Source organism: Priestia sp. FW507-14D1A, from assembly GCF_058781295.1.
This window is the reverse complement of the sequence record NZ_JBYSWQ010000001.1, coordinates 1,210,389-1,236,121: the sequence shown is the minus strand read 5'-3', so window position 1 is coordinate 1,236,121 and position 25,733 is coordinate 1,210,389. Positions and strand designations below refer to the sequence as shown.

Annotated in this window: 27 protein-coding genes; all 27 read left to right on the top strand. The window is 38.5% G+C overall.

Features of this window, described 5'->3' with window-relative positions; all coding sequences use genetic code 11:
• Positions 1 to 54: 54 nt before the first annotated feature.
• The 27 genes from hrcA (at position 55) to rpoD (ending at position 25,567) form a co-directional block, all read left to right on the top strand.
• Entirely contained in the window at positions 55 to 1,083 is a 1,029-nt protein-coding gene (gene hrcA / locus AC3WJG_RS06860; RefSeq protein ID WP_013059244.1) for a heat-inducible transcriptional repressor HrcA, read from the top strand.
• A gap of 105 nt (positions 1,084 to 1,188) precedes the next feature.
• Positions 1,189 to 1,749: a nucleotide exchange factor GrpE gene (gene grpE / locus AC3WJG_RS06855; RefSeq protein WP_028410617.1), complete on the top strand. Its 561-nt coding sequence runs from the start codon at positions 1,189 to 1,191 to the stop codon at positions 1,747 to 1,749.
• Between the two features lie 30 nt (positions 1,750 to 1,779).
• A complete protein-coding gene (dnaK, locus tag AC3WJG_RS06850; protein WP_013059242.1) occupies positions 1,780 to 3,597 on the top strand; it encodes a molecular chaperone DnaK in 1,818 nt (605 codons plus the stop codon).
• Between the two features lie 235 nt (positions 3,598 to 3,832).
• Positions 3,833 to 4,963 (top strand): molecular chaperone DnaJ, encoded by a 1,131-nt coding sequence (gene dnaJ / locus AC3WJG_RS06845; RefSeq protein ID WP_013059241.1) that lies wholly within the window; start codon positions 3,833 to 3,835, stop codon positions 4,961 to 4,963.
• A gap of 117 nt (positions 4,964 to 5,080) precedes the next feature.
• A complete protein-coding gene (prmA, locus tag AC3WJG_RS06840) occupies positions 5,081 to 6,022 on the top strand; it encodes a 50S ribosomal protein L11 methyltransferase (protein WP_028410618.1) in 942 nt (313 codons plus the stop codon).
• 19 nt (positions 6,023 to 6,041) lie between these two features.
• Entirely contained in the window at positions 6,042 to 6,794 is a 753-nt protein-coding gene (locus tag AC3WJG_RS06835; RefSeq protein ID WP_102812656.1) for a 16S rRNA (uracil(1498)-N(3))-methyltransferase, read from the top strand.
• Positions 6,795 to 6,799: 5 nt separating this feature from the next.
• Complete coding sequence (gene mtaB, locus AC3WJG_RS06830; protein ID WP_025750549.1) at positions 6,800 to 8,158, top strand: tRNA (N(6)-L-threonylcarbamoyladenosine(37)-C(2))-methylthiotransferase MtaB; 1,359 nt, start codon at positions 6,800 to 6,802, stop codon at positions 8,156 to 8,158.
• 226 nt (positions 8,159 to 8,384) lie between these two features.
• The gene (gene rpsU / locus AC3WJG_RS06825) at positions 8,385 to 8,558 is read left to right on the top strand and encodes a 30S ribosomal protein S21 (protein ID WP_013059237.1); all 174 of its coding nucleotides are present in this window, start codon (positions 8,385 to 8,387) and stop codon (positions 8,556 to 8,558) included.
• A 15-nt stretch (positions 8,559 to 8,573) separates the two neighbouring features.
• Positions 8,574 to 9,017, top strand: a complete 444-nt coding sequence (locus AC3WJG_RS06820) for a GatB/YqeY domain-containing protein (RefSeq protein WP_013059236.1) — start codon at positions 8,574 to 8,576, stop codon at positions 9,015 to 9,017.
• 178 nt (positions 9,018 to 9,195) lie between these two features.
• Positions 9,196 to 10,527: an NfeD family protein gene (locus AC3WJG_RS06815; protein ID WP_102812655.1), complete on the top strand. Its 1,332-nt coding sequence runs from the start codon at positions 9,196 to 9,198 to the stop codon at positions 10,525 to 10,527.
• Positions 10,527 to 11,510 carry a flotillin-like protein FloA gene (gene floA, locus AC3WJG_RS06810; RefSeq protein WP_013059234.1) on the top strand — a complete coding sequence of 328 codons (984 nt, stop codon included), beginning with the start codon at positions 10,527 to 10,529 and terminating at the stop codon, positions 11,508 to 11,510. The genes AC3WJG_RS06815 and floA overlap by 1 nt, the downstream gene beginning before the upstream one ends.
• Before the next feature lie 31 nt (positions 11,511 to 11,541).
• A complete protein-coding gene (locus AC3WJG_RS06805; protein WP_102812654.1) occupies positions 11,542 to 12,003 on the top strand; it encodes a YqfB family membrane protein in 462 nt (153 codons plus the stop codon).
• Between the two features lie 59 nt (positions 12,004 to 12,062).
• Positions 12,063 to 12,347, top strand: a complete 285-nt coding sequence (gene yqfC / locus AC3WJG_RS06800; RefSeq protein WP_013059232.1) for a sporulation protein YqfC — start codon at positions 12,063 to 12,065, stop codon at positions 12,345 to 12,347.
• 16 nt (positions 12,348 to 12,363) lie between these two features.
• Positions 12,364 to 13,551: a sporulation protein YqfD gene (gene yqfD, locus AC3WJG_RS06795; protein ID WP_102812653.1), complete on the top strand. Its 1,188-nt coding sequence runs from the start codon at positions 12,364 to 12,366 to the stop codon at positions 13,549 to 13,551.
• A gap of 3 nt (positions 13,552 to 13,554) precedes the next feature.
• Positions 13,555 to 14,529 carry a PhoH family protein gene (locus AC3WJG_RS06790; protein WP_028410624.1) on the top strand — a complete coding sequence of 325 codons (975 nt, stop codon included), beginning with the start codon at positions 13,555 to 13,557 and terminating at the stop codon, positions 14,527 to 14,529.
• A gap of 63 nt (positions 14,530 to 14,592) precedes the next feature.
• Positions 14,593 to 16,701 (top strand): HD family phosphohydrolase, encoded by a 2,109-nt coding sequence (locus tag AC3WJG_RS06785; protein ID WP_028410625.1) that lies wholly within the window; start codon positions 14,593 to 14,595, stop codon positions 16,699 to 16,701.
• Entirely contained in the window at positions 16,698 to 17,168 is a 471-nt protein-coding gene (ybeY, locus tag AC3WJG_RS06780) for an rRNA maturation RNase YbeY (protein WP_025750544.1), read from the top strand. Before AC3WJG_RS06785 ends, ybeY begins: the two co-directional genes overlap by 4 nt.
• Positions 17,152 to 17,523, top strand: a complete 372-nt coding sequence (locus tag AC3WJG_RS06775) for a diacylglycerol kinase family protein (protein WP_025750543.1) — start codon at positions 17,152 to 17,154, stop codon at positions 17,521 to 17,523. The genes ybeY and AC3WJG_RS06775 overlap by 17 nt, the downstream gene beginning before the upstream one ends.
• Positions 17,524 to 17,614: 91 nt before the next feature.
• Entirely contained in the window at positions 17,615 to 18,013 is a 399-nt protein-coding gene (locus AC3WJG_RS06770; RefSeq protein WP_013059226.1) for a cytidine deaminase, read from the top strand.
• Entirely contained in the window at positions 18,006 to 18,911 is a 906-nt protein-coding gene (gene era, locus AC3WJG_RS06765) for a GTPase Era (protein WP_337133913.1), read from the top strand. The genes AC3WJG_RS06770 and era overlap by 8 nt, the downstream gene beginning before the upstream one ends.
• Before the next feature lie 155 nt (positions 18,912 to 19,066).
• Positions 19,067 to 19,210, top strand: a complete 144-nt coding sequence (locus AC3WJG_RS06760) for a YqzL family protein (RefSeq protein WP_014458193.1) — start codon at positions 19,067 to 19,069, stop codon at positions 19,208 to 19,210.
• Between the two features lie 27 nt (positions 19,211 to 19,237).
• On the top strand, positions 19,238 to 20,002 hold the full coding sequence (gene recO, locus AC3WJG_RS06755; RefSeq protein ID WP_013059224.1) for a DNA repair protein RecO: 765 nt from the start codon (positions 19,238 to 19,240) through the stop codon (positions 20,000 to 20,002).
• Between the two features lie 258 nt (positions 20,003 to 20,260).
• Positions 20,261 to 20,899, top strand: a complete 639-nt coding sequence (gene ccpN / locus AC3WJG_RS06750) for a transcriptional regulator CcpN (RefSeq protein ID WP_025750542.1) — start codon at positions 20,261 to 20,263, stop codon at positions 20,897 to 20,899.
• A 33-nt stretch (positions 20,900 to 20,932) separates the two neighbouring features.
• Positions 20,933 to 21,736, top strand: coding sequence for a pyruvate, water dikinase regulatory protein (locus tag AC3WJG_RS06745; protein ID WP_013059222.1), 804 nt, complete (start codon positions 20,933 to 20,935; stop codon positions 21,734 to 21,736).
• Positions 21,737 to 22,047: 311 nt separating this feature from the next.
• Positions 22,048 to 22,518, top strand: coding sequence for a YaiI/YqxD family protein (locus tag AC3WJG_RS06740; RefSeq protein WP_102812652.1), 471 nt, complete (start codon positions 22,048 to 22,050; stop codon positions 22,516 to 22,518).
• A gap of 41 nt (positions 22,519 to 22,559) precedes the next feature.
• Positions 22,560 to 24,368, top strand: coding sequence for a DNA primase (gene dnaG, locus AC3WJG_RS06735; RefSeq protein WP_016765586.1), 1,809 nt, complete (start codon positions 22,560 to 22,562; stop codon positions 24,366 to 24,368).
• 65 nt (positions 24,369 to 24,433) lie between these two features.
• The gene (gene rpoD / locus AC3WJG_RS06730; protein WP_013059219.1) at positions 24,434 to 25,567 is read left to right on the top strand and encodes an RNA polymerase sigma factor RpoD; all 1,134 of its coding nucleotides are present in this window, start codon (positions 24,434 to 24,436) and stop codon (positions 25,565 to 25,567) included.
• The last annotated feature ends 166 nt before the right edge of the window (positions 25,568 to 25,733 follow it).

Here is a 25,733-nt window from a genome sequence, read left to right as displayed (position 1 = left end):
TTATTATTAGATTTAGCACTCAGAGTTTTAGAGTGCTAACAGAGGTGATGAAGCGTGCTTACTGATCGACAGTTATTAATTTTACAAGTCATTATTGATGATTTCATTCGATCTGCGCAGCCGGTAGGCTCTCGAACATTATCTAAGAAAGAAGAGTTTAATTTTAGTTCGGCTACGATTCGCAATGAGATGTCAGACCTAGAAGAACTTGGATTTATTGAAAAAACTCATACTTCTTCAGGGCGCGTTCCGTCTGAGAAAGGTTATCGTTATTATGTTGATCATCTAGTGTCCCCGCAGCACTTGAAAGCAAGCGACGTTTCCACGGTACGTTCGGTATTCGCTGAACGCATTGTAGAACTGGAGCAGCTCGTTCAAAAGTCAGCGCAAATTTTATCTGATTTAACGAGTTTAACGTCTATTGTGCTAGGACCAAAAGCGGTCAGCCATAAGTTAAAACAGCTGCAGATTTTACCTTTAACGGCTCAGTCAGCTGTTGCCATTATTGTGACCGATACAGGACACGTTGAAAGTCGGACGATTACGCTGCCGAGCAGTATTCAACCTTCCGATATTGAAAAAATGGTTAACATTTTAAACGAAAAGCTCATCGGCGTTCGCATTACTGATTTACATGATAAAATGTACAAAGAAGTAGCGACACTCTTAAAAAGCCATATTCAAGGGTATGAGCAGACGATGGATATACTCAATGATGCATTAAAGCTCAACATGAATGGCAAATTAGTAGTTGGCGGCAAAACGAATATGTTTGCTCAGCCGGAATTTCATGATCTTAATAAAATTCGCGGGCTGTTTAACATTATTGAACATGAACAGCAGTTTTATAAGCTGTTAAGCCCAAATGAGGCTGGCATACATGTGAAAATTGGTCATGAAAATAAATTGAATGAAATGGTAGGGTGCAGCTTAATTACAGCTAGTTATTCCTTTGGTCACGAACAGCTTGGCACAATTGCTATACTGGGACCGACCCGCATGGAATATGCGCGTGTGATTAGTTTGCTTACACTGCTGTCATCAGATATGTCTCAAGTATTAACAAACTTGTATAAAGAATAAAGGAATCGGGTGGAATATATTACTTCCATCCTTTCCCTGTGATAAAATAAAAAACGTTGTTTAAAATGTGAAAATGTGTGTAAACATTTAAGGGAGGTGAATGAATTGTCAAACGAAAAGCAAGTAGAAGAACAAAACGAAGAAGTGGTTGAAGAAGTTCAAACAAACTCTGCTGAAGCAACTGAAGCTGAAGCGTCTGAGGAAGTAAACCCTCTTCAACAAGAAAATGATCAATTAAAGCAACAGCTTGAAGAAGAAGAGAATCGCTACTTACGTCTACAAGCTGATTTCGATAATTTCCGTCGTCGTTCACGTCTCGATGCAGAAGCTGCTCAAAAATACCGTGCTCAATCATTAGTTTCGGATATTTTACCAGCACTTGATAACTTTGAACGTGCATTACAAGTTAACACAGCGGACGAACAAACTAAATCCGTGCTGCAAGGTGTAGAAATGGTATACCGCCAATTAGTAGAGGCACTTCAAAAAGAAGGTGTTGAAGCAATTGAATCAGTCGGGAAAACATTCGATCCATACGAGCATCAAGCAGTGATGCAAGTAGAAGACGATGAATACGAACCGAACACGGTAGTAGAAGAGCTTCAAAAAGGTTACAAATTAAAAGATAAAATCATCCGCCCTGCGATGGTTAAAGTGAATCAATAACACTACATATTATGAAGGAGGTCATTGTCAATGAGTAAGATCATTGGTATCGATTTAGGTACAACTAACTCTTGTGTCGCTGTATTAGAAGGCGGCGAACCAAAAGTAATTCCAAATCCAGAAGGAAACCGTACAACGCCATCAGTTGTGGCATTCAAAAACGGTGAGCGTCAAGTTGGGGAAGTAGCGAAACGTCAAGCTATTACAAACCCTAACACAATTATTTCAGTTAAACGTCATATGGGTACAGACCATAAGGTGGAAGCTGAAGGCAAGCAATACACGCCTCAAGAAATGTCAGCTATCATTCTTCAACATTTAAAAGGTTATGCTGAAGAGTATTTAGGTGAGCCTGTAACAAAAGCTGTTATCACAGTTCCGGCTTACTTTAATGATGCTGAGCGTCAAGCAACAAAAGATGCTGGTAAAATTGCTGGTTTAGAAGTAGAGCGTATTATTAACGAGCCTACTGCAGCAGCACTTGCGTACGGATTAGAAAAAACAGATGAAGATCAAACAGTTTTAGTTTATGACCTTGGTGGCGGTACGTTTGACGTATCTATTCTAGAACTTGGCGACGGCGTATTTGAAGTTCGCGCAACTGCAGGTGACAACCGCCTTGGTGGTGACGACTTTGACCAAGTAATCATCGACTATTTAGTCGCTGAATTCAAAAAAGAAAACGGCGTTGATTTAAGCAAAGATAAAATGGCGCTTCAACGTTTAAAAGATGCGGCTGAAAAAGCGAAAAAAGATTTATCAGGCGTAACATCTACACAAATTTCTTTACCATTTATCACTGCTGGAGAAGCTGGCCCTCTTCACTTAGAGGTATCTTTATCACGTGCTAAATTTGACGAGTTATCAGCAGGCCTTGTAGAACGTACAATGGCTCCTGTGCGTCAAGCTTTAAAAGATGCAGGCCTTTCTGCAAGCGAACTTGATAAAGTAATCTTAGTTGGTGGTTCAACTCGTATCCCAGCGGTACAAGATGCGATCAAAAAAGAAACTGGTCAAGATCCTCACAAAGGTGTAAACCCTGATGAAGTAGTTGCACTTGGTGCAGCAATTCAAGGTGGCGTATTAACGGGTGATGTAAAAGACGTTGTATTACTAGACGTAACGCCTTTATCACTAGGTATCGAAACAATGGGTGGCGTATTTACAAAGCTAATTGAGCGTAATACGACGATTCCAACAAGTAAATCACAAGTATTCTCAACGGCTGCAGATAGCCAAACGGCTGTAGATATTCATGTTCTTCAAGGTGAGCGTCCAATGTCTGCAGACAACAAAACGCTAGGTCGTTTCCAGTTAACTGATATTCCACCTGCACCACGCGGAGTACCTCAAATCGAAGTGTCATTCGATATTGACAAAAACGGTATCGTAAACGTTCGTGCAAAAGATTTAGGCACAAACAAAGAGCAAGCTATTACAATTAAATCTTCAACAGGTTTATCAGATGACGAAATCGACCGCATGGTAAAAGAAGCGGAAGAAAACGCAGATGCTGATAAGCAACGTAAAGAAGAAGTGGAACTACGCAATGAAGCAGATCAATTAGTGTTTACAACTGAAAAAACACTAAAAGATCTTGAAGGAAAAGTAGAAGAAGCTGAAGTAACAAAAGCTAACGAAGCAAAAGATGCTTTAAAAGCAGCGATTGAAAAGAATGACCTTGAAGAAATCAAAGCGAAAAAAGATGAACTTCAAGAAATCGTTCAAGCGTTAACTGTAAAATTGTATGAGCAAGCTCAACAAGCTCAGCAAGCAGGTGAACAAGGCGCTCAAAATGATGATGTTGTAGATGCAGAGTTTGAAGAAGTAAACGACGACAAAAAATAATGCATCTTGACGACTAACGTGAATGACGCCATGGTGCGATTCACATCTTTTTAAAAAGTCAAAGTCAAGCTTATTTCTTGGCTTTGACTTTTTTAACGTGGAAAAGCGAAAGGGAAAGTTTTTCACGTGGCTCTCTGCGTGTACGGGAGCAATAGAAAGTAACTTTTATGTTGCTATGGAATTATTAATAATGATACAATTACGTTTATGTGAAACGATTCGGGAGTGAGTATTGATGAGTAAGCGAGATTACTATGAAGTACTCGGTATCAGTAAGAGCGCTACAAAAGATGAAATAAAAAAAGCATACCGCAAGCTTTCCAAACAATATCATCCAGATATTAACAAAGCGGAAGATGCTGCTGACAAATTTAAAGAAGTAAAAGAAGCATATGAAGTATTGAGTGATGACCAAAAAAAAGCACAATACGATCAATTTGGTCATACTGATCCAAATCAAGGCTTTGGCGGCTTTGGTGGAGGCGGCTCAGACTTTGGTGGCTTCGGCTTTGAAGATATTTTCAGCTCGATCTTTGGTGGTGGTGGTCGCAGACGTGACCCTAATGCTCCGAGACAAGGTGCCGATTTACAATACACGATGACACTTTCTTTTGAAGAAGCTGTTTTCGGAAAAGAAACAACAATTGAAATTCCACGTGAAGAAACGTGTGAAACATGTCACGGTTCAGGTGCAAAACCTGGAACAAAAGTCGATACATGTTCGCACTGTAATGGTTCAGGTCAGTTAAACGTTGAACAAAACACGCCGTTTGGCCGCGTGGTAAATCGACGTGCGTGTCATCATTGTAATGGTACGGGAAAAATCATTAAAGACAAATGTGCAACGTGCCACGGTGACGGTAAAGTAACAAAACGACGTAAGATTAATGTTAAAATTCCAGCTGGTGTAGATGATGGTCAACAGCTGCGCGTAAGTGCTCAAGGAGAACCAGGGGTAAATGGTGGTCCTCCGGGAGATTTATACGTAGTGTTCCACGTGCGCACTCATGAATTCTTTGAACGTGATGGAGACGATATCTACTGCGAAATGCCTTTAACGTTTGCTCAGGCAGCGCTAGGTGATGAAGTAGAAGTACCAACTCTACACGGCAAGGTGAAGCTGAAGATTCCTGCTGGTACACAAACGGGAACGAAATTCCGTTTAAAAGGAAAAGGTGTGGCAAACGTACGAGGATATGGTCAAGGAGATCAGCATATTCACGTTCGAGTTGTAACTCCAACAAAAATATCAGAAAAACAAAAACAATTATTGCGTGAGTTCGCTGAACTGAGCGGTCAAGAAGCCGTTGATGAGCAGCATGATTCCTTTTTTGCAAAAGTAAAACGAGCAATTAAAGGAGAATAATTGTCTTTCATAGTAAACAGAGACAGGTTGGTAAAGGTACTTTGCCAACCTGTCATCTGTCATGTTCATATTTAAAATCCTATATTACTGAAGGCAGAAAGGATGAAGTTGGTAGCAATGAAATGGTCTGAAATTTGTATTCATACAGCGCAAGAAGCAATTGAACCCATCTCTCATATTTTACATGAATCAGGAGCTAGCGGGGTAGTCATTGAAGATCCTGCTGATTTAGTGAAGGACAGAGATACAACTTTTGGTGAAATCTACGATTTAAACGTAGAAGACTACCCAGAAGAAGGTGTAGTGATTAAAGCATATCTTCCAGTTAACAGCTTTTTAGCAGAAACTGTGGATGGTATCAAAAAAGAAATTAATGGACTGCTTGTTTACGACTTTGATTTAGGAGCTAACAAAGTTACGATCAGTGAAGTGAACGAGGAAGAGTGGGCCACTGCTTGGAAAAAATATTACCATCCGGTGAAAATTTCAGAGCGTTTTACGATTGTACCAACTTGGGAAAACTATGAAAAAGTAAGCACAGATGAATTGATTATCGAGCTTGATCCCGGAATGGCTTTTGGGACAGGTACGCATCCAACAACGGTTATGTCTCTTCAAGCATTGGAAAGAACAGTGAAAGCAGGAAATACTGTTATTGACGTGGGTACAGGTTCAGGAGTGCTAAGCATTGGCGCGGCTCTGTTAGGAGCAAGTAATGTACAAGCTCTAGACCTTGATGAAGTAGCCGTACGTTCTGCTCGCGAAAATATTGAATTGAATCAAGTTGGGAACGTCGTAACAGTAGGTCAAAACAACTTATTGCAAGGTATAGAAGGACCGGTTGACATTGTTGTGGCGAATATTCTAGCTGAAGTAATCGTTCGTTTTGTAGACGATGCTGCAAAAGTATTAAAGCCAGGAGGCATGTTCATTACATCAGGTATTATTAGTGCGAAAAAAGAAGATGTCAAAAAAGCGTTAACGGGAGCGGGCTTTGTTATTCAAGAAGTAACGCTTATGGAAGACTGGGTAGCAATTATTGCGCAAAAACAAGCTTAACAAGTGAGAAGGTGTCAAGATGCAACGTTATTTTCTGCCAAATGATCAATTTCAAGAGCAAAGTGTCATAGTGACACAAGATGATGCCCATCATATCTCACGCGTCATGAGAATGAATGAAGGATCACAGTTTATTGCCTGTAATGAACAGGGGCAAGCTGCTTTGTGTGAAATTGAAAAAATTTCCGCTAACGAAGTGAAAGCATCTATTATAGAATGGATAAGCGAAGAAAAAGAGCTTCCAGTCCATGTTACAATTGTGAACGGTCTGCCTAAAGGGGATAAGCTCGAGCTTATTATCCAAAAAGGGACAGAACTTGGGGCGTATAAGTTTATCCCTTTTATTGCGGCTCGTTCAGTTGTTAAATGGGATGATAAAAAGAGTCAAAAAAAAGTAGATCGCTGGAACAAGATTGCTAAAGAGGCTGCAGAACAATCTCATCGTACGATTGTACCAGCAGTAGAAGCCCCAATTTCTTTTAAAAAACTAGTAGAAATTAGCGGTGACTATACTCATAAAGTTGTAGCCTATGAAGAAAGAGCAAAGCAAGGAGAAACATCTCATCTGCACGCTGTTCTTTCGGCTTTAAAACCCGGCCATTCCGTGCTTGTGGTTGTAGGCCCCGAGGGTGGTTTGACCGAGCAGGAAGTAGAAGTATTAGAAGAAAATGAATTTACAATAAGCGGATTTGGTCCGCGAATTTTACGAGCAGAAACAGCTCCTTTATATGCGCTGTCTGCTATATCTTATCAAACTGAGTTAATGAGGTGACGATTATGTCAACAGTTGCTTTTCACACGCTAGGGTGTAAAGTAAATCACTATGAAACAGAAGCAATTTGGCAATTGTTCAAAGGCCAAGGCTATGAGCGTGTTGAATATGAACAAACTGCCGATGTATATGTAATTAATACATGTACGGTAACAAATACAGGAGATAAAAAAAGCCGTCAAGTTATTCGCAGAGCTGTGCGGAAAAATCCAGATGCGGTTATTTGTGTAACTGGGTGTTATGCTCAAACTTCGCCAGCTGAAATTATGGCCATTCCTGGTGTTGATATCGTAGTAGGTACACAAGATCGCGTTAAGATGCTTGATTATATTGAACAATTTAAAAAAGAGCGTCAGCCGATTAACGGCGTAGGAAACATTATGAAAACACGCGTATATGAAGAGCTAGATGTACCGGCTTTTACAGACCGTACGCGTGCTTCGTTAAAGATTCAAGAAGGCTGTAACAACTTCTGTACATTCTGTATTATTCCATGGGCGCGCGGTTTAATGCGATCTCGTGATCCTAAAGAAGTAGTAGCACAAGCACAGCAGCTAGTGGATGCGGGCTATAAAGAAATCGTGTTAACAGGTATTCACACTGGCGGATACGGAGAAGACATGAAAGATTACAATCTTGCCCAGCTTCTTCGTGATTTAGAGTCTCAAGTAAAAGGATTAAAACGCATTCGTATTTCGTCAATTGAAGCAAGTCAAATTACGGACGAAGTGATTGAGGTACTAGATCAATCAGAAATGGTTGTACGTCATTTGCATATTCCTCTTCAATCAGGTTCAAATACGGTATTGAAGCGCATGCGTCGTAAGTATACAATGGAGTTCTTTGGTGAGCGCTTAAACCGTCTGAAAGAAGCTCTTCCTGGATTAGCGATTACATCAGATGTTATTGTTGGCTTCCCAGGTGAAACAGAAGAAGAGTTTATGGAGACGTATAACTTTATTAAAGAGCACGGTTTTTCAGAGCTTCATGTATTCCCGTATTCTAAACGTACAGGTACGCCAGCGGCTCGTATGACCGACCAAATTGATGAAGAAGTAAAAAATCAACGTGTGCATCGTTTAATCGAACTTTCAAATCAATTGGCAAAAGAATATGCTTCAACGTTTGAAGGAGAAGTACTAGAAGTAATTCCGGAAGAAAAATATAAAGAAGATCCTGAAAGTGGTTTATATGTAGGATATACTGATAACTACTTAAAGGTTGTGTTTAAAGCGTCTGAAGAAATGGTTGGAAAGCTTGTAAAAGTGAAAATTTCAAAAGCTGGATATCCTTATAATGAAGGTGAGTTTGTTCGCGTGCTAGATGAGGTTCATCTTCAAGATCAGGTGAAAATGAGCTCATAACACTTATTGGAAAGCTGCGTGTATATGCAGCTTTTTTCATACGTGTAAAAAAGCTGAACGAGTAATGTTTTATCAAGAAAGTTCATAAAATAAAGGAGGAATAACTGCATTACTTTATGTAAAGCGGTTGACCTTAAGGAATCATTATATTATAATTGCAAAAGACATGTCTAACATGTCATTTCATTATGATGTTAGTGGTTTTGTTCGGAGGGAGGGAATTAGAATGTCAAGAACAGTTGTTCGTAAAAACGAATCGCTTGAAGATGCTCTTCGTCGCTTCAAACGTTCAGTTTCAAAAACTGGTACGTTACAAGAAGCAAGAAAGCGCGAATTCTATGAAAAGCCTAGCGTAAAGCGTAAGAAGAAATCTGAAGCTGCTAGAAAACGCAAGTTCTAATAAGAGGGTGGATTTATGAGTCTTCTCGAGCGTTTAAATAGTGATATGAAACAAGCGATGAAAAACAAAGAGAAAGAGAAGCTTGGGGTCATTCGTATGGTCAAAGCATCTCTTCAAAACGAAGCCATTAAGTTAGGAACCGACCTAACTGAAGCAGACGAGTTGACGGTTATTTCTCGCGAATTCAAACAACGTAAAGACTCCCTCCATGAATTTGAGAAAGCAGGTCGTCAAGATCTTGTTGATAAAATTCATTCTGAATTAGCGGTTTTAGAAGTTTACGCTCCTAAACAGCTAACTGAAGAAGAGTTATCTGAAATTATTAAAACGACGATTGAAGAAACGCAGTCTTCCTCTAAAGCTGATATGGGGAAAGTTATGGGAGCGCTTATGCCGAAAGTAAAAGGCAAAGCGGATGGCTCTCTTGTTAATAAGCTTGTCCTTCAACACTTATCATAAAAAACACCTTACCTTGTGTAAGGTGTTTTTTATATGGATAACAATCGAACGTATGTTTTGTTTTTCTTGTGCAAAGAATAAAATAGATAAATTTTAAAAAATTTGAAACTATTGTTAAAGTTATTCGTATATACAGATACATGCTCATACTATCTATGGAAGGAGGGAAGTGTATTCGGTGAAAACCTTATTTTCTTTCGTGTGCTTTCTTATCTTAGCCACTGGGTTATTCCCCACTATTAGCACCGCTGACGTGAAGGGTGTACACGTTATTCCTGTAAATAAAACGGTAGAAAATGGACTGCTTTCTTTTCTAAACAGATCCATTGAAGATGCGGAAAATGACGGTGCAGATTTGATTATATTGGACATAGATACTCCTGGAGGAGCTGTAGATGCAGCTTCTGAAATAGCTAAAAGCTTAACCTCAACACCTATTCCTACCGCTGCTTTTGTCGATAAAAAAGCATTATCAGCCGGAGCGTATATTGCACTTAACGCCGATCAAATTTATATGACACCCGGTTCTACAATGGGATCGGCAGCTGTGATTGACCAACAGGGAAATGCCGCAGGAAAAAAAGCTCAGTCCTACTGGTTATCGGCTATGAAGAGTGCAGCAGAGCAAAATAACCGAAACCCTAAATATGCAGAAGCGATGGCAAATACCAAGATGGTAATACCTGAGCTCAACTTAAAAGGAAACGAATTGCTGACGCTCACTCCGAAGCAAGCCGAGCAAGTTGGTTATTCAGAAGGGACTGTGAAAAATTTAGACGATCTCCTAAGCGTACTTGGCTATGAAGATGCTAAACTGACGTATGCGAAAATGAGTGTAAGTGAACAAATTGCTCGTTTTCTTACCCATCCACTTGTTGTTCCCATTTTATTATCCATTGGTGCTTTAGGAATTGTAATTGAATTGTTTACGCCTTCATTTGGTATTGCGGGTTCTATTGGAATAGCTTCACTTCTTTTATTTTTCTATGGTCATATGGTAGCAGGATTAGCTGGCATGGAAGCGCTCGTTTTATTTATAGCAGGAATTATATTGCTTCTGTTAGAGATTGTAGTACCAGGCGGAGTTTTAGGACTACTAGGGCTTGGAGCTATCATTTTAAGTTTTTTTATGTCAACAGATAATAATGTCGAAATGGGAATTTCTCTTGTAATTGCAATAGTGGTGGCACTGGGAGGTGCGTTTGTGATGATGAAATTTTTTAAAAGAAAGCTTACACCTTTCAAAAAAATGGTGCTTAATGATTCACTTAATACCGAATCTGGCTACGTGTCGAATCAAAATCGTTATGAATTAATAGGAAAACAAGGTAAAACAACAACACCGCTTCGTCCTTCAGGTACCGTGCTCATCGATGAAGAGTATGTGGATGTAGTCACTGAAGGCGGATATTTAGACAAAGATGTGTTAGTAAATATTATAAAAGTAGAGGGATCAAGGGTTGTGGTGCGGAAGCTTACAGAGCCTTTGAAAAAGGAGGACCTTAATTAATGGAAGTAGGTAGCGTATTGTTTTTTGTAGTTATTGGTCTAGCAATTATTGCTTTAGCTGTTTTTTTCACTTTTGTACCGATTATGCTATGGATTTCAGCATTAGCAGCAGGCGTTCGTATTAGTATTTTCACACTGGTCGGAATGAGACTTCGTCGAGTGATACCATCTCGCGTTGTGAACCCGTTAATTAAAGCAAGTAAAGCAGGTTTAGGTATTACCATTAATCAATTAGAAAGCCACTATTTAGCAGGCGGTAACGTTGACCGCGTGGTAAACGCGCTGATTGCAGCGCACCGAGCAAATATTGAGTTAACATTTGAGCGCGGAGCAGCTATCGACTTAGCGGGCCGTGATGTGCTAGAAGCTGTACAAATGAGCGTTAATCCAAAAGTTATTGAAACACCTTTTATTGCAGGGGTGGCTATGGATGGAATCGAAGTCAAAGCAAAAGCTCGAATTACTGTTCGTGCAAACATTGATCGACTAGTAGGGGGAGCAGGAGAAGAAACGATTATTGCCCGTGTTGGCGAGGGGATTGTTTCTACAATCGGTTCGCAAAAAGATCACAAAAAAGTATTGGAAAATCCCGATATGATTTCTCAAACGGTGTTAGGAAAAGGGTTGGATTCAGGAACAGCGTTTGAAATCTTATCCATTGATATTGCTGACATCGATATTGGTAAAAATATTGGGGCAGTTCTTCAAACAGACCAAGCGGAAGCAGATAAAAATATTGCACAAGCAAAAGCCGAAGAACGTCGTGCTATGGCCGTTGCTCAAGAACAAGAAATGCGTGCAAAAGTAGAAGAAATGCGTGCAAAAGTAGTAGAAGCAGAAGCAGAAGTACCGTTAGCGATGGCAGAAGCACTGCGCTCTGGAAATATTGGCGTCATGGATTATATGAACATTCAAAACTTGACTGCTGATACGGATATGCGTGATTCAATTGGAAAAATGTCTAAAGAAGACGATGAGAAATAATGAATCAGCTTAACAAGGAGGTTTTCTCCTAATGAATATCGTTGAAACGCTTATTAAACTAATTATTAATAATGCTTTCATTTTTGTCATCATTGGAGGGATTATTTTTAACGTTGTGCAGCGTTTTATGGCTCAGTCAAAAGAGGAAGAACAGCAGCGTTCTAAAAGAGCTCCTATGCCTCCTGTAAACAATCCTTCAAGGCGGGAAAGACCTAGATATCGACCTGTCAAAGAAGAGCCAAAAACAGCTCGTATGGAGCCGGAAACTGTTCCATCAGCAGAAACAAATCCTTTGCAAGAAAAATTGGAAGAGCTAAAAAATCGTTCGTATCATGAACCGTCTATTCAAAAGAAAATCACGGTTGACAAACCAAAAATCACAGGTGAGAAAAACGTTTTCAAGCCCATTTCTCGTAAAGAAGCTGTTCAAGGAGTGGTATGGTCCGAAATTCTAGGGCCGCCAAAATCGAAACAACGTAAATATAAACGATAAATAGATGTGATACATTAACCCCCTTTCTCATAAACATGAGATGAAAGGGGGTTCTTTTTATGAGCAAAAAGTGGAGACACCAAATGAAAAGATGGATGACAAAAACAATGGAACTACCCGCTGATGTATTAATGGATCTTCCCCGTATTACGTTAGTTGGACAAATACACATTTATATTGAAAACCATAAAGGTTTATTAGCCTTTTCTGATACTGAAATACGCGTGTTACTAAAACAGGGACAAATGTTAATTCGAGGTGAAGGACTGGTCATTAAAGTAATACTGCCAGAAGAACTGGTTTTAGAAGGTAAAATCAATCAAGTTCTTTATTTAGAACAATAACACAAGGAGGAAAAAAATGAAGAATGGATGGACAAACTTTGTTATTGGTACCGTACGTATTCGAATTGTTGGAAAAGGAATTGAACGTTTCTTAAATAATTGTGTGAGACAACAAATTATGATTTCGAATGTCCATAAAGTTGACGGTCAGCTAGCGACAGCAACAATATTATTGAAAGATGTAAAGAAAATTCGTATACTAATTCGCAACGCAGATTGTAAAATTTACTTTATAAGAGGCAGGGGTTTTCCTTTTTTAACAAAACGAGTGATCAAAAATAGTGGATTTGCTTTAGGTTTTCTTTCTTTTTTTATTATTCTTGGTTTGCTTTCCAACATGGTGTGGAAAGTGGAAATTAGCGGTGCAGAACCACAAACAGAACATCAAATGACTAAGCAACTCGCCAAAATAGGTGTAAAAAGAGGAGAGTTTCAATTTCTGTTAGAGAGTCCTGAAAAAATCCAGCGCTATTTAACGGATAATATGAACAATATTACCTGGGTGGGAGTAGAAGTGCGCGGCACTTCTTATCACTTCCAAGTGGTTGAAAAAAATGAGCCCAAGCCTCAGCAAAAAACACCTTACCAACATTTAATTGCTAAAAAGAAAGCCATTATTACGAATTTGTTTGTCGAAAAAGGACAACCTTTAGTCAAGGTTAATGATTTTGTCAATGAAGGCGAGGTCTTAGTTTCCGGTATTATTGGAAACGAAAAAAATAAAAAAGTAGTAGCTGCTAAAGGGAAAGTCTACGGTGAAACATGGTATAAGTCTGAGGTGGAAGTGCCTTTAAAAACTGATTTTCAGGTGTTAACGGGTAATGGATATACGAAGCACTATTTAGATTTTCAAGCTTTTAAAATGCCTCTTTGGGCTTTTGACAAAGAAAAATACGGTTCAAAGGTGACAGAAAAAGTGGAGCATCCACTCTATTTTTTTAAATGGAAGTTACCTCTGTCGTATGAGAAAGTTGCTGTACGAGAAGAACAGAACTCGCAGCGCGTCTATTCTAAACAAGAGGCGGTGGAAAAAGCTTTGGAAATCGGTCGAAAAAAATTACTATCAACTTTAGGTGAGGATGCTAAAATAAAAGGTGAAAAAGTTTTGCACCAAGAACAGGACAATGGTAAAGTTAGATTATCAATACATTACCAAGTTATAGAAAATATTGCGAACACTCAACCAATTATTCAAGGAGATTGATGAATGTCAGAACAGCTAGTAACAATTAACGTACAACTTGATGATTCAAACGAAGCCATTTCATTATTTGGCGTACAAGATGCGAATTTAAAGCGAATTGAAGAAGAAATGCAGGTCTCTATCATTTCAAGAGGTGAGACTGTTGTAGTCTCCGGAAGTACAGAAAATGTTCAGCTAGTGGAAGAAATGCTTAAAAAGTTACTGAACATTATCCGAAAAAATATTTCCATATCTGAACGAGATGTTGTGTATGCGATTCAATTAGCTAAGAAAAATTCTCTCGAGTTTTTTGAAGATGTATATGAAGAAGAGATTGGTAAAAATGTAAAAGGTAAGACTATTCGTGTTAAGACATTAGGACAAAGTCAATACATTTCGGCTATTAAGAAAAATGATTTGGTATTTGGAATTGGGCCTGCTGGTACTGGTAAAACGTATTTAGCCGTTGTCATGGCCGTTAATGCTCTTAAAAATGGTCACGTGCAGCGTATTATTTTAACACGTCCTGCTGTTGAAGCAGGTGAAAGTCTTGGCTTCTTGCCAGGAGATCTGAAAGAAAAAGTAGATCCGTACTTGCGGCCTCTGTACGATGCATTACATGATGTATTAGGAACAGAACATACGCAACGCCTAATCGAACGCGGAGTTATTGAAATAGCACCCCTTGCTTATATGCGAGGTCGTACACTAGATGATGCGTTTGTTATCTTAGACGAAGCGCAAAACACCACGATGGCGCAAATGAAGATGTTTTTAACACGACTAGGATTTGGGTCTAAAATGGTGATTACAGGAGATATTTCACAAATTGATTTACCAAAAGGAGCTCAGTCTGGTCTAGCGGCTGTCTCGAAAATCCTGACCAATGTTAAAGGTATTTCGTTTATTCATCTAGAACAGTCAGATGTTGTGCGCCATCCACTTGTGGGACGCATCGTTCAAGCGTACGAACAAGCTGACCAAAAGACCCTTTCTTAATAGGGTCTATTTTTTGTAAAAGGGGGTACGTTTGTGTCAACGTTTCGGATAATCAAGCAAACAATGGCACAGATCGAGCGATTACGGTTAATTCAAATTGGGTTATATGCCTTGTTAGGTGTAATGATGTTTGCGTCTATGTATAGCAATGTAAAGCCGCAGGAATTAGATCTCAGATTACTATCTATTTCCCCGCAAACCATTTACTCACCCGTTACCATTGAAGATAAAGAGAGCACAGAGAAAAAACGGGCAGAGGCAGAACAAGCCGTTGAAGATGTGTATACACAAAAAACAGAATACGCACAGAACCAAGTCGATCTTGTTGCATCTATTTTTGATGCGATGATGGAAGTTAATACAGAATATGAAAAAGAAGATCATGAAGATGACAGTATCGATGCTGTATTAAAAACCAAACAAAAAATGCTAGAGGACAAGCTTCCTGAAGACATTCAAAAAAACTTGCCAAAAGATACCATTAAGCAGCTGCTTCAGTCTTCTAACAGTGATTTATCGATTGCGAAAGATGCTGTAGTCACGGCCGTTCATCATGTGATGAAAGATCAAGTGAAGATTAGCGATGTAGAAGAGAAAAAAGATCAAGTAGAAAGTCAGCTTGTTTACACCAATGTCAGCAATTCTCTAAAGGATTCGATGAATGCAATTGCTAAATTCGCTATCATTCCAAATGTGATTTATGATCCACAAAAAACAGCTGAAAACCGTCAAGCAGCTGTGGAAAAAGTGGAGCCTGTCCGAATCAAACAAGGCCAGATTATTGTAGAAGAAAATCAGCTTATTAATCCTGATATATATCGTCAGCTCCAGCTCGCGGGATTGTTGAATAATAAAGGATCTATTCAGCCTTTTGCGGGGTTAGCTTTGCTGATTGTAATGATGATAGCGGGCCTCATTTACTATTTGCGTGAATTTCACACCAAGACATATCAGCCCTTGCTGTTGTATGTATTGGTAGCAACCATTACGATTGGCCTCATGAAAATTTTAAGCTTGTTTCAGCAAATTGATTTATCAGAAATTGGTTTCTTAGCTCCTGTTGCGGTGGGAGGTTTGCTGATTCGAATTTTAATGGATGAACGCATTGCTATTTTATCAAGCATTGTATTTGCTATTTGTGGAAGCATTATTTTTAATGGTGAATTGACAACCTCGTTTAATATGAACATTGGGATCTACTTTTTAATTAGCAATATTGCTGCTATTTTATTTTTAAGCAGGCAGCACAGACGTTCACGGATTTTGCAGGCAGGTCTATTTGTAGCTATGGTAAACGTAATTATCAGCTTTGCTATTATTTTTATTAAAAATGGCCAAATCGGCACTGTAGAGCTTGGCTATTACAGCATGATGTCAATTGCATCTGGTGTTATTGCTTCCGTTTTAACTATAGGTTTGCTTCCGTTTTTTGAAAGTGGATTTGGCATTTTATCTACGATGAAGCTGATTGAATTATCGAGTCCTACTCATCCGCTATTACGCAAAATCTTAACCGAAACACCTGGAACATATCATCACAGCGTAATGGTGGCAAACTTATCTGAAGCGGCGTGCGAAACAATAGGAGCTAACGGTTTATTAGCGAGAGTCGGGGCTTATTACCACGATATTGGTAAAACGAAGCGACCGCAGTATTTTATTGAAAATCAAATGAATATTACTAATCCGCATGATAAACTAAGTCCGAAGACTAGTAAAAATATTATAATCGCACATGCTACAGATGGAGCTACCATTTTGCGGAATCACAAGTTTCCAAAAGAGATTGTAGATATTGCAGAGCAGCATCACGGAACAACTCTTCTTAAGTTTTTCTATCATAAGGCACTTGAACAAACAGAAGAAAAAATTGATGAAAAAGAATATCGCTATCCTGGACCAAAGCCTCAGTCTAAAGAAGCAGCGGTTATTTGCATAGCTGATAGTGTAGAAGCAGCCGTAAGGTCAATGTCCAATCCCACTCCGGAAAAAATTGAGAACTTGGTGCGAAATATTATTAAAGATCGCTTGCAGGATGAGCAGCTTAGCGAGTGTAACGTAACGCTCAAAGAGCTAGAGTTAATTCGTCAAGCACTATGTGAAACTTTAAATGGGATTTTTCATTCCCGAATCGAATATCCAGAGATAAAAAAAGAGAAGGTGAAGGTATGAGTTTAGTTATTGATTTTATTGATGAAACAAACGAAGTAAGTGAAGAACAGCAAAAAGAGCTTGAAAAGCTGCTTGAAGCCGCTGCTATATATGAAAATCTGCAAGAGGATGCAGAAGTGTCCGTTACATTTGTGGATAATGATCGAATTCAAGAAATCAATCATCAATATCGCCATAAAAATCAGCCAACGGATGTAATATCGTTTGCGCTAGAAGAAATGGGCGAAGATGAAATGCAAATTATCGGAGATGAGATGCCAAGAGTCCTAGGGGACATTGTCATTTCGATTCCAAAAGCTCATGAGCAAGCAGAAGAATACAATCACTCGTTTATGAGGGAGCTAGGATTCTTAACGGTTCACGGTTTCTTGCACTTGCTTGGATATGACCATGAAACATCAGAAGATGAAAAAGAGATGTTTACACGTCAAAAAGATATTTTAGAACAATATGGACTCTCGCGATAAAAAGGGGATAGCTAAAGTTGTCAGTAGCTTTGGCTATGCAATAGAAGGGTTTATTTATGTTTGTAAAACACAGAGAAATATGCAAATTCACGTAGCAGCTTCTTTCATCGTCCTTTTCTTAGGCGCCGTGCTGTCAATTACAGCTGGTGAATGGACGGTTGTGCTGCTTCTGATTGCAGGCATGTTCAGCTTGGAGTTAATGAATACAGCAGTTGAAAAAGTTGTCGATTTAGTTTCTCCTGAATACCACATACTAGCAAAACACGCAAAAGATGCAGCCGCAGCCGCGGTGTTGGTCTATGCGTGTTTTGCTGTCCTTATAGGAGGAATTATTTTCTTAAAGTATTTGTTTTAAAAAGGATTCTTTTTGGTTCTTTACACCCCCGTGGTATAATAAAAAAGGACAAGTTAAAAGACATGTAGAAGCGCAAAAGGAGAGCGGATAAATGGATAAGACCGGACTGATTGATGAGGCGAAAAAAGCTCGTGAAATGGCTTATGTACCGTATTCAAAATTTAAAGTTGGTGCAGCTTTATTGACGAAGGATGGAAAGGTTTATCGCGGCTGCAATATTGAAAATGCAGCTTATAGCATGTGCAATTGCGCTGAGCGTACGGCTTTATTTAAAGCCTATTCAGAAGGAGATAAAGAGTATGCAGCACTTGCTGTAGTAGCTGATACTGATCGTCCTGTTTCTCCGTGTGGAGCATGCAGACAAGTAATCTCTGAGCTTTGTCCAAAAGAAATGAAAGTTATATTAACCAATTTAAAAAATGATATACAAGAATTAACTGTGGAAGAATTACTTCCAGGAGCATTTTCATCGGAGGATTTACATGAGTAATAATGAATTTAAGTCAGGTTTTGTTTCAATTATTGGAAGACCAAACGTAGGGAAATCAACTTTTTTGAACCGAGTAATTGGTCAAAAGATCGCGATTATGAGTGACAAACCGCAAACAACTAGAAATAAAATTCAGGGTGTGTACACGGAAGATCAGGCGCAGATTGTGTTTATTGATACACCAGGAATTCATAAACCAAAGCATAAATTAGGCGACTTTATGATGAAGGTAGCGCAAAATACGCTTAAAGAAGTAGATTTAATTTTATTTATGATTAACGCAACAGAAGGCTTAGGTCGAGGCGATGAATTTATTATCGAGCGTTTAAAGGACACAAAAACGCCTGTTTTCCTTGTGATTAATAAAATTGATGAAATTCATCCAGACGAATTGTTTTCAATTATCACGAATTATAAAGACTTATATCCTTTTGCTGAAATTGTGCCAATTTCAGCTTTACAAGGAAATAACGTGGAGCGTTTGCTTGATCAAATTAAGCAGCGATTGCCGGAAGGTCCGCAATATTATCCGGCAGATCAAGTAACTGATCACCCGGAGCGCTTTATTATTACGGAATTAATTCGTGAAAAAGTACTGCATGCAACGAGGGAAGAAATACCTCATTCTATTGCCGTTGTGATGGATTCTATGCAAAGACGAGATAATGGTTCGGTTTACGTAGGCGCTACAATTATCGTCGAAAGAGATTCACAAAAAGGCATCGTAATTGGAAAGCAAGGAAAGATGTTAAAAGAGGTAGGAAGAAAAGCAAGAGCAGACATTGAAGCCCTTTTAGGTTCAAAAGTATTTTTAGAACTATGGGTAAAAGTGCAAAAAGATTGGCGAAACCGAGCGTCGCATCTCCGTGACTTTGGATTTAGAGAAGACGAATATTAATCATTTGAGTTCTTGTTTGCGTCGATTTATATCCCTTCATAAAAGAAGGTAATTTGTAAAAAATTGTGTTACATGATTTTACGTCGGAAGGCTATTCTAAACATAAGGAATTGAAATATGTATCTGATCTTTATGGTTAGAAAGGTGGGAGTTCTATGTTGAATTTTACTTGGAACATTTTTTCACAAACAGGTAGCATTGATACTTATCTCATTTTTAAGGAACTTGAAAATGAAGTGAAAGAAAGACCCGAAACATATGAGGACAACAGCGAAAGTCTCAATTCTCCCTTGTCTTAGCCTTCTGTAAGATGGCGGTGATGATGATTGTTTAAAAAGTGTGAAGGAATTGTGATTCGAACGAATGATTACGGTGAATCAAATAAAATTGTCACCATTTATTCACGTGAACTCGGAAAAGTGGGTCTCATGGCAAGAGGGGCAAAAAAGCCCAGTAGTCGCTTAGCTTCCGTCACACAATTATTTACGTATGGATACTTTTTTATACAAGCAGGTTCAGGAATGGGTACTCTCCATCAAGGAGAAGTTATCTCATCTATGAGAAGCATACGCGAAGATATCTTCACAACAGCGTATGCTTCTTATATTCTTGAATTAACGGATAAAGCTACTGAGAACAATAAGCCAAATCCATTTCTATTTGAACTGCTGCACCAAACCATTCATTATATGAACGAAGAGTATGATGCAGAGATCTTAACATTTATTTATGAAATGAAAATGTTAAACGTTCTAGGTCTTCATCCTACATTAAATGAATGTGCAGTCTGCCACCAAGGTGAAGGAACTTTTCATTTTTCCATTCGAGAAGGTGGGTTTATTTGTCATCGATGCTTAGAAAAAGATCCTTATCATTTGAAAATTAGTCCGATGACGGTTAAACTATTAAGGCTATTTTATTACATTGATTTAAAGCGGTTAGGTTCTATTTCTGTTAAGCCCGAAACAAAAAAACAATTAAAGTTCGTAATTGATCAATATTACGAAGAATATTCAGGATTGTTTTTAAAAACAAAGCGGTTTTTGAATCAGATGGAGTCTTTAAAACAATCGCTCTCTGATGAGAAGTAGAAAAGATAATCAGTGATATGCAAGGAATTGCTGTCGCTAGGGTGCCTCGTAGTGTGTAGGGGACACCCTTTTTACTGTGGAGCGAAGGGGTAGTTTCGCTTATTGTAAGCGTAATGCCTGCTTTTTTTGAGAAGCCGTGGTAAAATAAACGGCATTCTAAAAAGATAAAATGCTAAAATTAATAAGTTATAGCTTTTACTTTTGCTTAAAAAGTATATAATGTTTTATAAATAGTATGTCACATTTAATGATTAGGTGGTGAGTACAATCGAACTGAACAAACGACAAGAACAAATTTTGCAAATTGTCAAAGACGAAGGCCCTATTACAGGTGAGCATATTGCAGATCAGCTTAGCCTTACGAGGGCAACGCTAAGACCGGACTTGGCTATTTTAACAATGGCCGGTTATTTAGAAGCGCGACCGCGCGTAGGTTACTTTTACACAGGTAAAACAGGAGCACAGCTTCTTACAGATAAAATAAAAAAAATACAGGTGCAAGAATATCAGTCTATCCCGGTAGTCGTGAACGAAAATGTGTCGGTATATGATGCTATTTGTACAATGTTTCTAGAAGACGTGGGGACCCTTTTTGTAGTGGATGAGAAATCCCAGCTAGTGGGAGTACTGTCGCGTAAAGATTTATTGCGCGCGAGTATCGGAAAGCAAGAGCTCACATCTATTCCTGTTCATATTATCATGACGAGAATGCCCAACATTACATATTGCTATCGCGAAGATTTGTTGATTGATATTGCTAAGATCTTAATTGAAAAACAGATTGATGCTATGCCCGTTATTAAAGAGGGAGACGGCAATTTTGAAGTGGTGGGACGCATTACCAAAACAAATATTACAAAATTACTAGTAGCATTAGCAAATGATGAAGTATTATAAGTGAAAAAGGATTAAAAAGGGGATGCACAAAATATGAACAACCCATGTCTTTATGTCATTTCGGATTCTGTAGGTGAGACAGCTGAACTAGTTGTAAAGGCTGCATCAAGTCAGTTCAATATGACGGACTTTGTAATTAAAAGAGTACCTTACGTAGAGGACATCGCAACACTTTCAGAAGTGGTTTCAGTAGCGAAGATGAACAACGCTATTATTGGTTTTACGCTAGTAAAGCCTGAAATGAGAGAATTTTTAATTCAAGAAGCGTCCAAGAATGGGGTAGAGGTATTTGATATTATTGGACCTTTAATTGATAAAATTCAATCTTCTTATCAACTTTCTCCTCGCTATGAGCCAGGAATGGCTAGAAAATTAGACGAAGATTATTTTAAGAAAGTAGAAGCGATTGAATTTGCAGTAAAATATGATGATGGGCGTGATCCGAGAGGCATTCTTAGAGCGGATATCGTATTAATCGGTGTATCAAGAACATCTAAAACACCTCTTTCTCAATTTTTAGCACACAAGCGTTTGAAAGTAGCCAATGTTCCGATTGTACCTGAGGTTGATCCACCAGAAGAGCTGTTTCACGTATCACCTGAGAAGTGTATAGGGCTTACTATTAGTCCTGAAAAACTAAACGATATTCGTAAAGAGCGTTTAAAGTCTCTTGGGCTAAATGATAAAGCAATTTATGCTAATATTGGCCGTATTAAAGAAGAACTTGAATTTTTCCAAGGGATTGTAGATAAGATTGGCTGTGAAGTGGTGGACGTATCCAACAGAGCCGTAGAAGAAACAGCAGGTATCATTCTCAATACCATCAAAAAGAAATAAACGATAGATCTCCTCTGTGCGTGACAGAAAGGAGATTGCTTTCTTATGTTTGTATGCTGTAAGCCTAAGAAAATATCCCAAAGATGAATATGACAGAACTTTTAAAAACAAGTGACTTTGGTATAGAAAATATAGGTTGTTTATATTATAATAAAAAATTGTGATAAAAAAGAATAGTTTTAGGTTTAGACTTTGTTAAGAACGAATAAACTATTTATATAAAAGTCAAGTCAGAATCGAAAAAAGTATTCGACAAATGCCATCTACAGGAAATAACAAATTGTTAGAAGGAATCTCTGGAGGGATGTAGAATACAGAGTTATAGCAAAAGAAAAAGTAAAGTTTTTGTCGATGCTGATGCATGCCCTGTTAAAGCAGAAATCGTTGAACTTACACATACATATGACATCGATCTTGTGTTTGTTGCTTCCTATGCTCACATGCAAACAAATCCTACACCAGGAAAATGGGTCTATGTGGATGCAGAAAAGGAAGCCGCAGATTTATATATTTTAAATCACGCAGTCAAGCAGGATATTGTCGTAACTCAAGATACTGGCTTAGCAAGCATGTTAGTAAGTCGAGGGGTTTACGCACTGTCTCCTCGTGGAAAGTACTATAATGACGACGAAATGAATACGGTGCTTTTCTTTCGCTATGTTTCTGCAAAAGAGCGACGGTCAGGCTGTCATACTAAAGGCCCAAAGGCATTTAGTGAAGAAGATCGCCAGCATTTCATTCAAGCTTTTGAAAAAATGTTGTCGAAACTTGCAGGAATTTAGCACTTAGTGAAGAATATTATATGAAATACGGAGCTGTTACTATGGCAAATCGAATTCCTGATGAAGTAATCGACCGTATTCGGCATTCAGTAGATATTGTCGACGTCATAAGCGATTATGTACAACTAAAAAAACAAGGGCGCAATTATTTTGGACTCTGTCCGTTTCATGGGGAAAGCACACCGTCTTTTTCAGTATCGCCTGATAAACAAATTTATCATTGCTTTGGATGTGGTGCAGGAGGGAATTCATTTTCATTCATAATGGAATTAGAAGGACTGTCCTTCACGGAAGCAGCTCAGCAGCTTGCTGAAAAAGGAGATATTCCTTTCGAACATGAGATACATCCTCATGAAGAAGATAATCAAAAGCCTAGCAATAAAATGATTGAAGCACACGAGCTTTTAAAGAAATTTTACCATCATTTATTGGTAAATACAAAAGAAGGCCAAGATGCTTATGATTATTTAATAAATCGAGGGTTTTCACGAGAAATTATCGATGAATTTGAGATAGGTTTTGCTTTAGATTCGTGGGAATTTGTAAGTAAGTTCTTAACAAAACGTGGGTTTAATCCGCAAGAGATGGAACATGCAGGTTTAATCATTAAACGCAACCAAGATGAAACGTACTTTGATCGTTTTCGTGATCGAATTATGTTTCCTATTGCTGACTTGCAAGGCAAAACAATTGCATTTTCAGGGCGCCTGCTAAAAGAGATAAAAGGGCAGCCTAAATATTTAAACAGTCCCGAAACTTCTATTTTTAACAAAAGTCGCACACTCTACAACTTTCACCGCGCTAAAAAACATATACGCAAAAATCAGCAGGTTATTTTATTTGAAGGATTTGCAGATGTTATTTCGGCTGTTAAAGCGGGTTGCCCGAACGCAATTGCAACAATGGGAACTGCCTTAACAGAAGAACAGGCCAAGATTATTCGCCGAAATGTAGAGTCCGTTATCATTTGCTACGATGCAGATTCTGCCGGAATTGAAGCAGCGCACAAAGCAACTGCTATCTTAACAAATGTGGGTTGTACCGTTAAGATTGCTGTGATGCCGGATGGTTATGACCCGGATGATTATATTAAAGAATACGGGGCAGAGAAGTTTCAAAATGATGTTATTAATAGCAGCTTGACCTTTATGGCATTTCAAATGAGGTATCTCCGCCGAAAACGAAATCTACAAAATGAATCTGAACGTATGCAATACATTGAAGACGTTTTGAAAGAAATAAGCCTCCTTACGAAAGCCGTAGAGCGAGATCATTATTTACGCCAATTGGCACAAGAGTTTTCCATTTCATTAGATGCGCTTAAAGAACAGCAGTATCAAGTGTATCGAACTGAAAAAAAGAAAAAGGATAATGATTCTCCAAATCGAAATAATATAAATAGACAACCAGTCGTAAAGAGAAGCTTATTACCGGCTTATCAAAATGCAGAACGTTTTTTAATCGCTCATATGTTGAAAGATAAGGATGTAGCATTTAGAATTCAAGACCGACTTCAAGGTCAGTTCAATGTCGAGGAACATCGTGCGCTTGTTCTATATTTGTATGCTTATTACGAGGAAGGACACGAGCCTAATCCGAGCGGATTTATCGAGCGGTTGCCCGAGTCTTCGTTGTCTAGTCTAGCTTCAGAATTGGCGATGATGTCAATCAATGATGAATTGTCGGAGCAAGCTTTGAATGATTATATCCAAACGATATTGATTTACCCACAAAGGGTAGCGATAGAAAAAAAAGAAGCAGAAAAGCAAGAAGCAGAGCGTCAAAAAGATTATTTAAAAGCTGCGACAATAGCAATGGAAATTTTACAGTTGAAAAAAACGTTAAAATAAACGATATTGCGTATTAGTCCCACTTTTAGAAGGTTTTCCTTAAAATTTTGGAAGGAGGGGATCTGATGGCTGAAAAATCAGCTCAATCAAAACAACTTGATTCAGATTTAACAATTGAACAAGTAAAAGATCAATTGACCGAAATCGGAAAAAAACGTGGTGTGCTCACATACGAAGAAATTGCAGAGCGTATGGCGAACTTCGAAATTGAATCCGATCAAATGGATGAATATTATGAATACCTTGGAGAACAAGGTGTTGAAGTAATGAGTGAATCTGAAGCAAATGATGACGATGCCGATCCCGATATTCAAGAACTGTCAAAAGAAGAAGAGTTTGATTTAAATGATTTAAGTGTACCTCCTGGTGTAAAAATTAATGATCCAGTTCGTATGTACTTAAAAGAAATCGGACGCGTTGACTTATTGTCAGCAGAGGAAGAAATCAATTTAGCAAAACGTATTGAAGAAGGCGATGAAGAAGCGAAACGTCGTCTTGCTGAAGCAAACTTACGTCTTGTTGTAAGTATTGCAAAACGCTATGTTGGACGCGGAATGCTGTTTCTTGATTTAATTCAAGAAGGAAACATGGGTCTTATTAAAGCGGTAGAAAAATTTGATTATCGCAAAGGTTATAAATTCAGTACGTATGCGACATGGTGGATTCGTCAAGCTATTACTCGTGCAATTGCTGACCAAGCAAGAACGATTCGTATTCCCGTCCATATGGTTGAAACAATTAACAAGCTAATTCGTGTTCAACGTCAGCTTCTACAAGATTTAGGTCGCGAACCATCTCCTGAAGAAATTGCAGAAGATATGGACTTAACACCTGAAAAAGTTCGTGAAATCTTAAAAATTGCTCAAGAACCGGTTTCTCTTGAAACACCAATTGGTGAGGAAGATGATTCTCATTTAGGTGACTTCATTGAAGACCAGGATGCAACATCACCTTCTGAACATGCTGCATATGAATTATTAAAAGAGCAGTTAGAAGACGTCCTTGATACGTTAACAGATCGCGAAGAAAATGTTCTTAGACTCCGCTTTGGTCTGGACGATGGACGTACGCGTACGCTTGAAGAAGTAGGAAAAGTATTTGGCGTAACGCGTGAGCGTATTCGTCAAATTGAAGCTAAAGCGCTTCGTAAGCTTCGTCACCCTAGCCGAAGCAAACGTTTAAAAGATTTCTTAGAATAGATAAAAGCGTAAATAACGCTTATGAGATAGCTTCTTTCCTAGAGGAAAGGGGCTATCTATTTTTTATGGAATAAATTTCATAAAAACGCATTTTGAAGAAGTATATTGATTTTTTTACCAACTTTTCTTCTTTCATATATTTTACTGAATTGTCCTGCGTTTTGCA

What these genes read in the sequence shown, in the direction of transcription:
- era (WP_337133913.1), top strand. Translation starts at nt 18,006, where the DNA reads ATGAGTAATAATGAATTTAAGTCAGGTTTTGTTTCAATTATTGGAAGA.
- AC3WJG_RS06745 (WP_013059222.1), top strand. Translation starts at nt 20,933, where the DNA reads ATGAACAACCCATGTCTTTATGTCATTTCGGATTCTGTAGGTGAGACA.
- AC3WJG_RS06805 (WP_102812654.1), top strand. Translation starts at nt 11,542, where the DNA reads ATGAATATCGTTGAAACGCTTATTAAACTAATTATTAATAATGCTTTC.
- AC3WJG_RS06770 (WP_013059226.1), top strand. Translation starts at nt 17,615, where the DNA reads ATGGATAAGACCGGACTGATTGATGAGGCGAAAAAAGCTCGTGAAATG.
- dnaJ (WP_013059241.1), top strand. Translation starts at nt 3,833, where the DNA reads ATGAGTAAGCGAGATTACTATGAAGTACTCGGTATCAGTAAGAGCGCT.
- mtaB (WP_025750549.1), top strand. Translation starts at nt 6,800, where the DNA reads ATGTCAACAGTTGCTTTTCACACGCTAGGGTGTAAAGTAAATCACTAT.
- AC3WJG_RS06785 (WP_028410625.1), top strand. Translation starts at nt 14,593, where the DNA reads ATGGCACAGATCGAGCGATTACGGTTAATTCAAATTGGGTTATATGCC.
- AC3WJG_RS06775 (WP_025750543.1), top strand. Translation starts at nt 17,152, where the DNA reads ATGGACTCTCGCGATAAAAAGGGGATAGCTAAAGTTGTCAGTAGCTTT.
- prmA (WP_028410618.1), top strand. Translation starts at nt 5,081, where the DNA reads ATGAAATGGTCTGAAATTTGTATTCATACAGCGCAAGAAGCAATTGAA.
- AC3WJG_RS06820 (WP_013059236.1), top strand. Translation starts at nt 8,574, where the DNA reads ATGAGTCTTCTCGAGCGTTTAAATAGTGATATGAAACAAGCGATGAAA.
- yqfC (WP_013059232.1), top strand. Translation starts at nt 12,063, where the DNA reads ATGAGCAAAAAGTGGAGACACCAAATGAAAAGATGGATGACAAAAACA.
- AC3WJG_RS06835 (WP_102812656.1), top strand. Translation starts at nt 6,042, where the DNA reads ATGCAACGTTATTTTCTGCCAAATGATCAATTTCAAGAGCAAAGTGTC.
- floA (WP_013059234.1), top strand. Translation starts at nt 10,527, where the DNA reads ATGGAAGTAGGTAGCGTATTGTTTTTTGTAGTTATTGGTCTAGCAATT.
- ybeY (WP_025750544.1), top strand. Translation starts at nt 16,698, where the DNA reads ATGAGTTTAGTTATTGATTTTATTGATGAAACAAACGAAGTAAGTGAA.
- dnaG (WP_016765586.1), top strand. Translation starts at nt 22,560, where the DNA reads ATGGCAAATCGAATTCCTGATGAAGTAATCGACCGTATTCGGCATTCA.
- AC3WJG_RS06760 (WP_014458193.1), top strand. Translation starts at nt 19,067, where the DNA reads ATGTTGAATTTTACTTGGAACATTTTTTCACAAACAGGTAGCATTGAT.
- dnaK (WP_013059242.1), top strand. Translation starts at nt 1,780, where the DNA reads ATGAGTAAGATCATTGGTATCGATTTAGGTACAACTAACTCTTGTGTC.
- yqfD (WP_102812653.1), top strand. Translation starts at nt 12,364, where the DNA reads ATGAAGAATGGATGGACAAACTTTGTTATTGGTACCGTACGTATTCGA.
- AC3WJG_RS06790 (WP_028410624.1), top strand. Translation starts at nt 13,555, where the DNA reads ATGTCAGAACAGCTAGTAACAATTAACGTACAACTTGATGATTCAAAC.
- rpsU (WP_013059237.1), top strand. Translation starts at nt 8,385, where the DNA reads ATGTCAAGAACAGTTGTTCGTAAAAACGAATCGCTTGAAGATGCTCTT.
- rpoD (WP_013059219.1), top strand. Translation starts at nt 24,434, where the DNA reads ATGGCTGAAAAATCAGCTCAATCAAAACAACTTGATTCAGATTTAACA.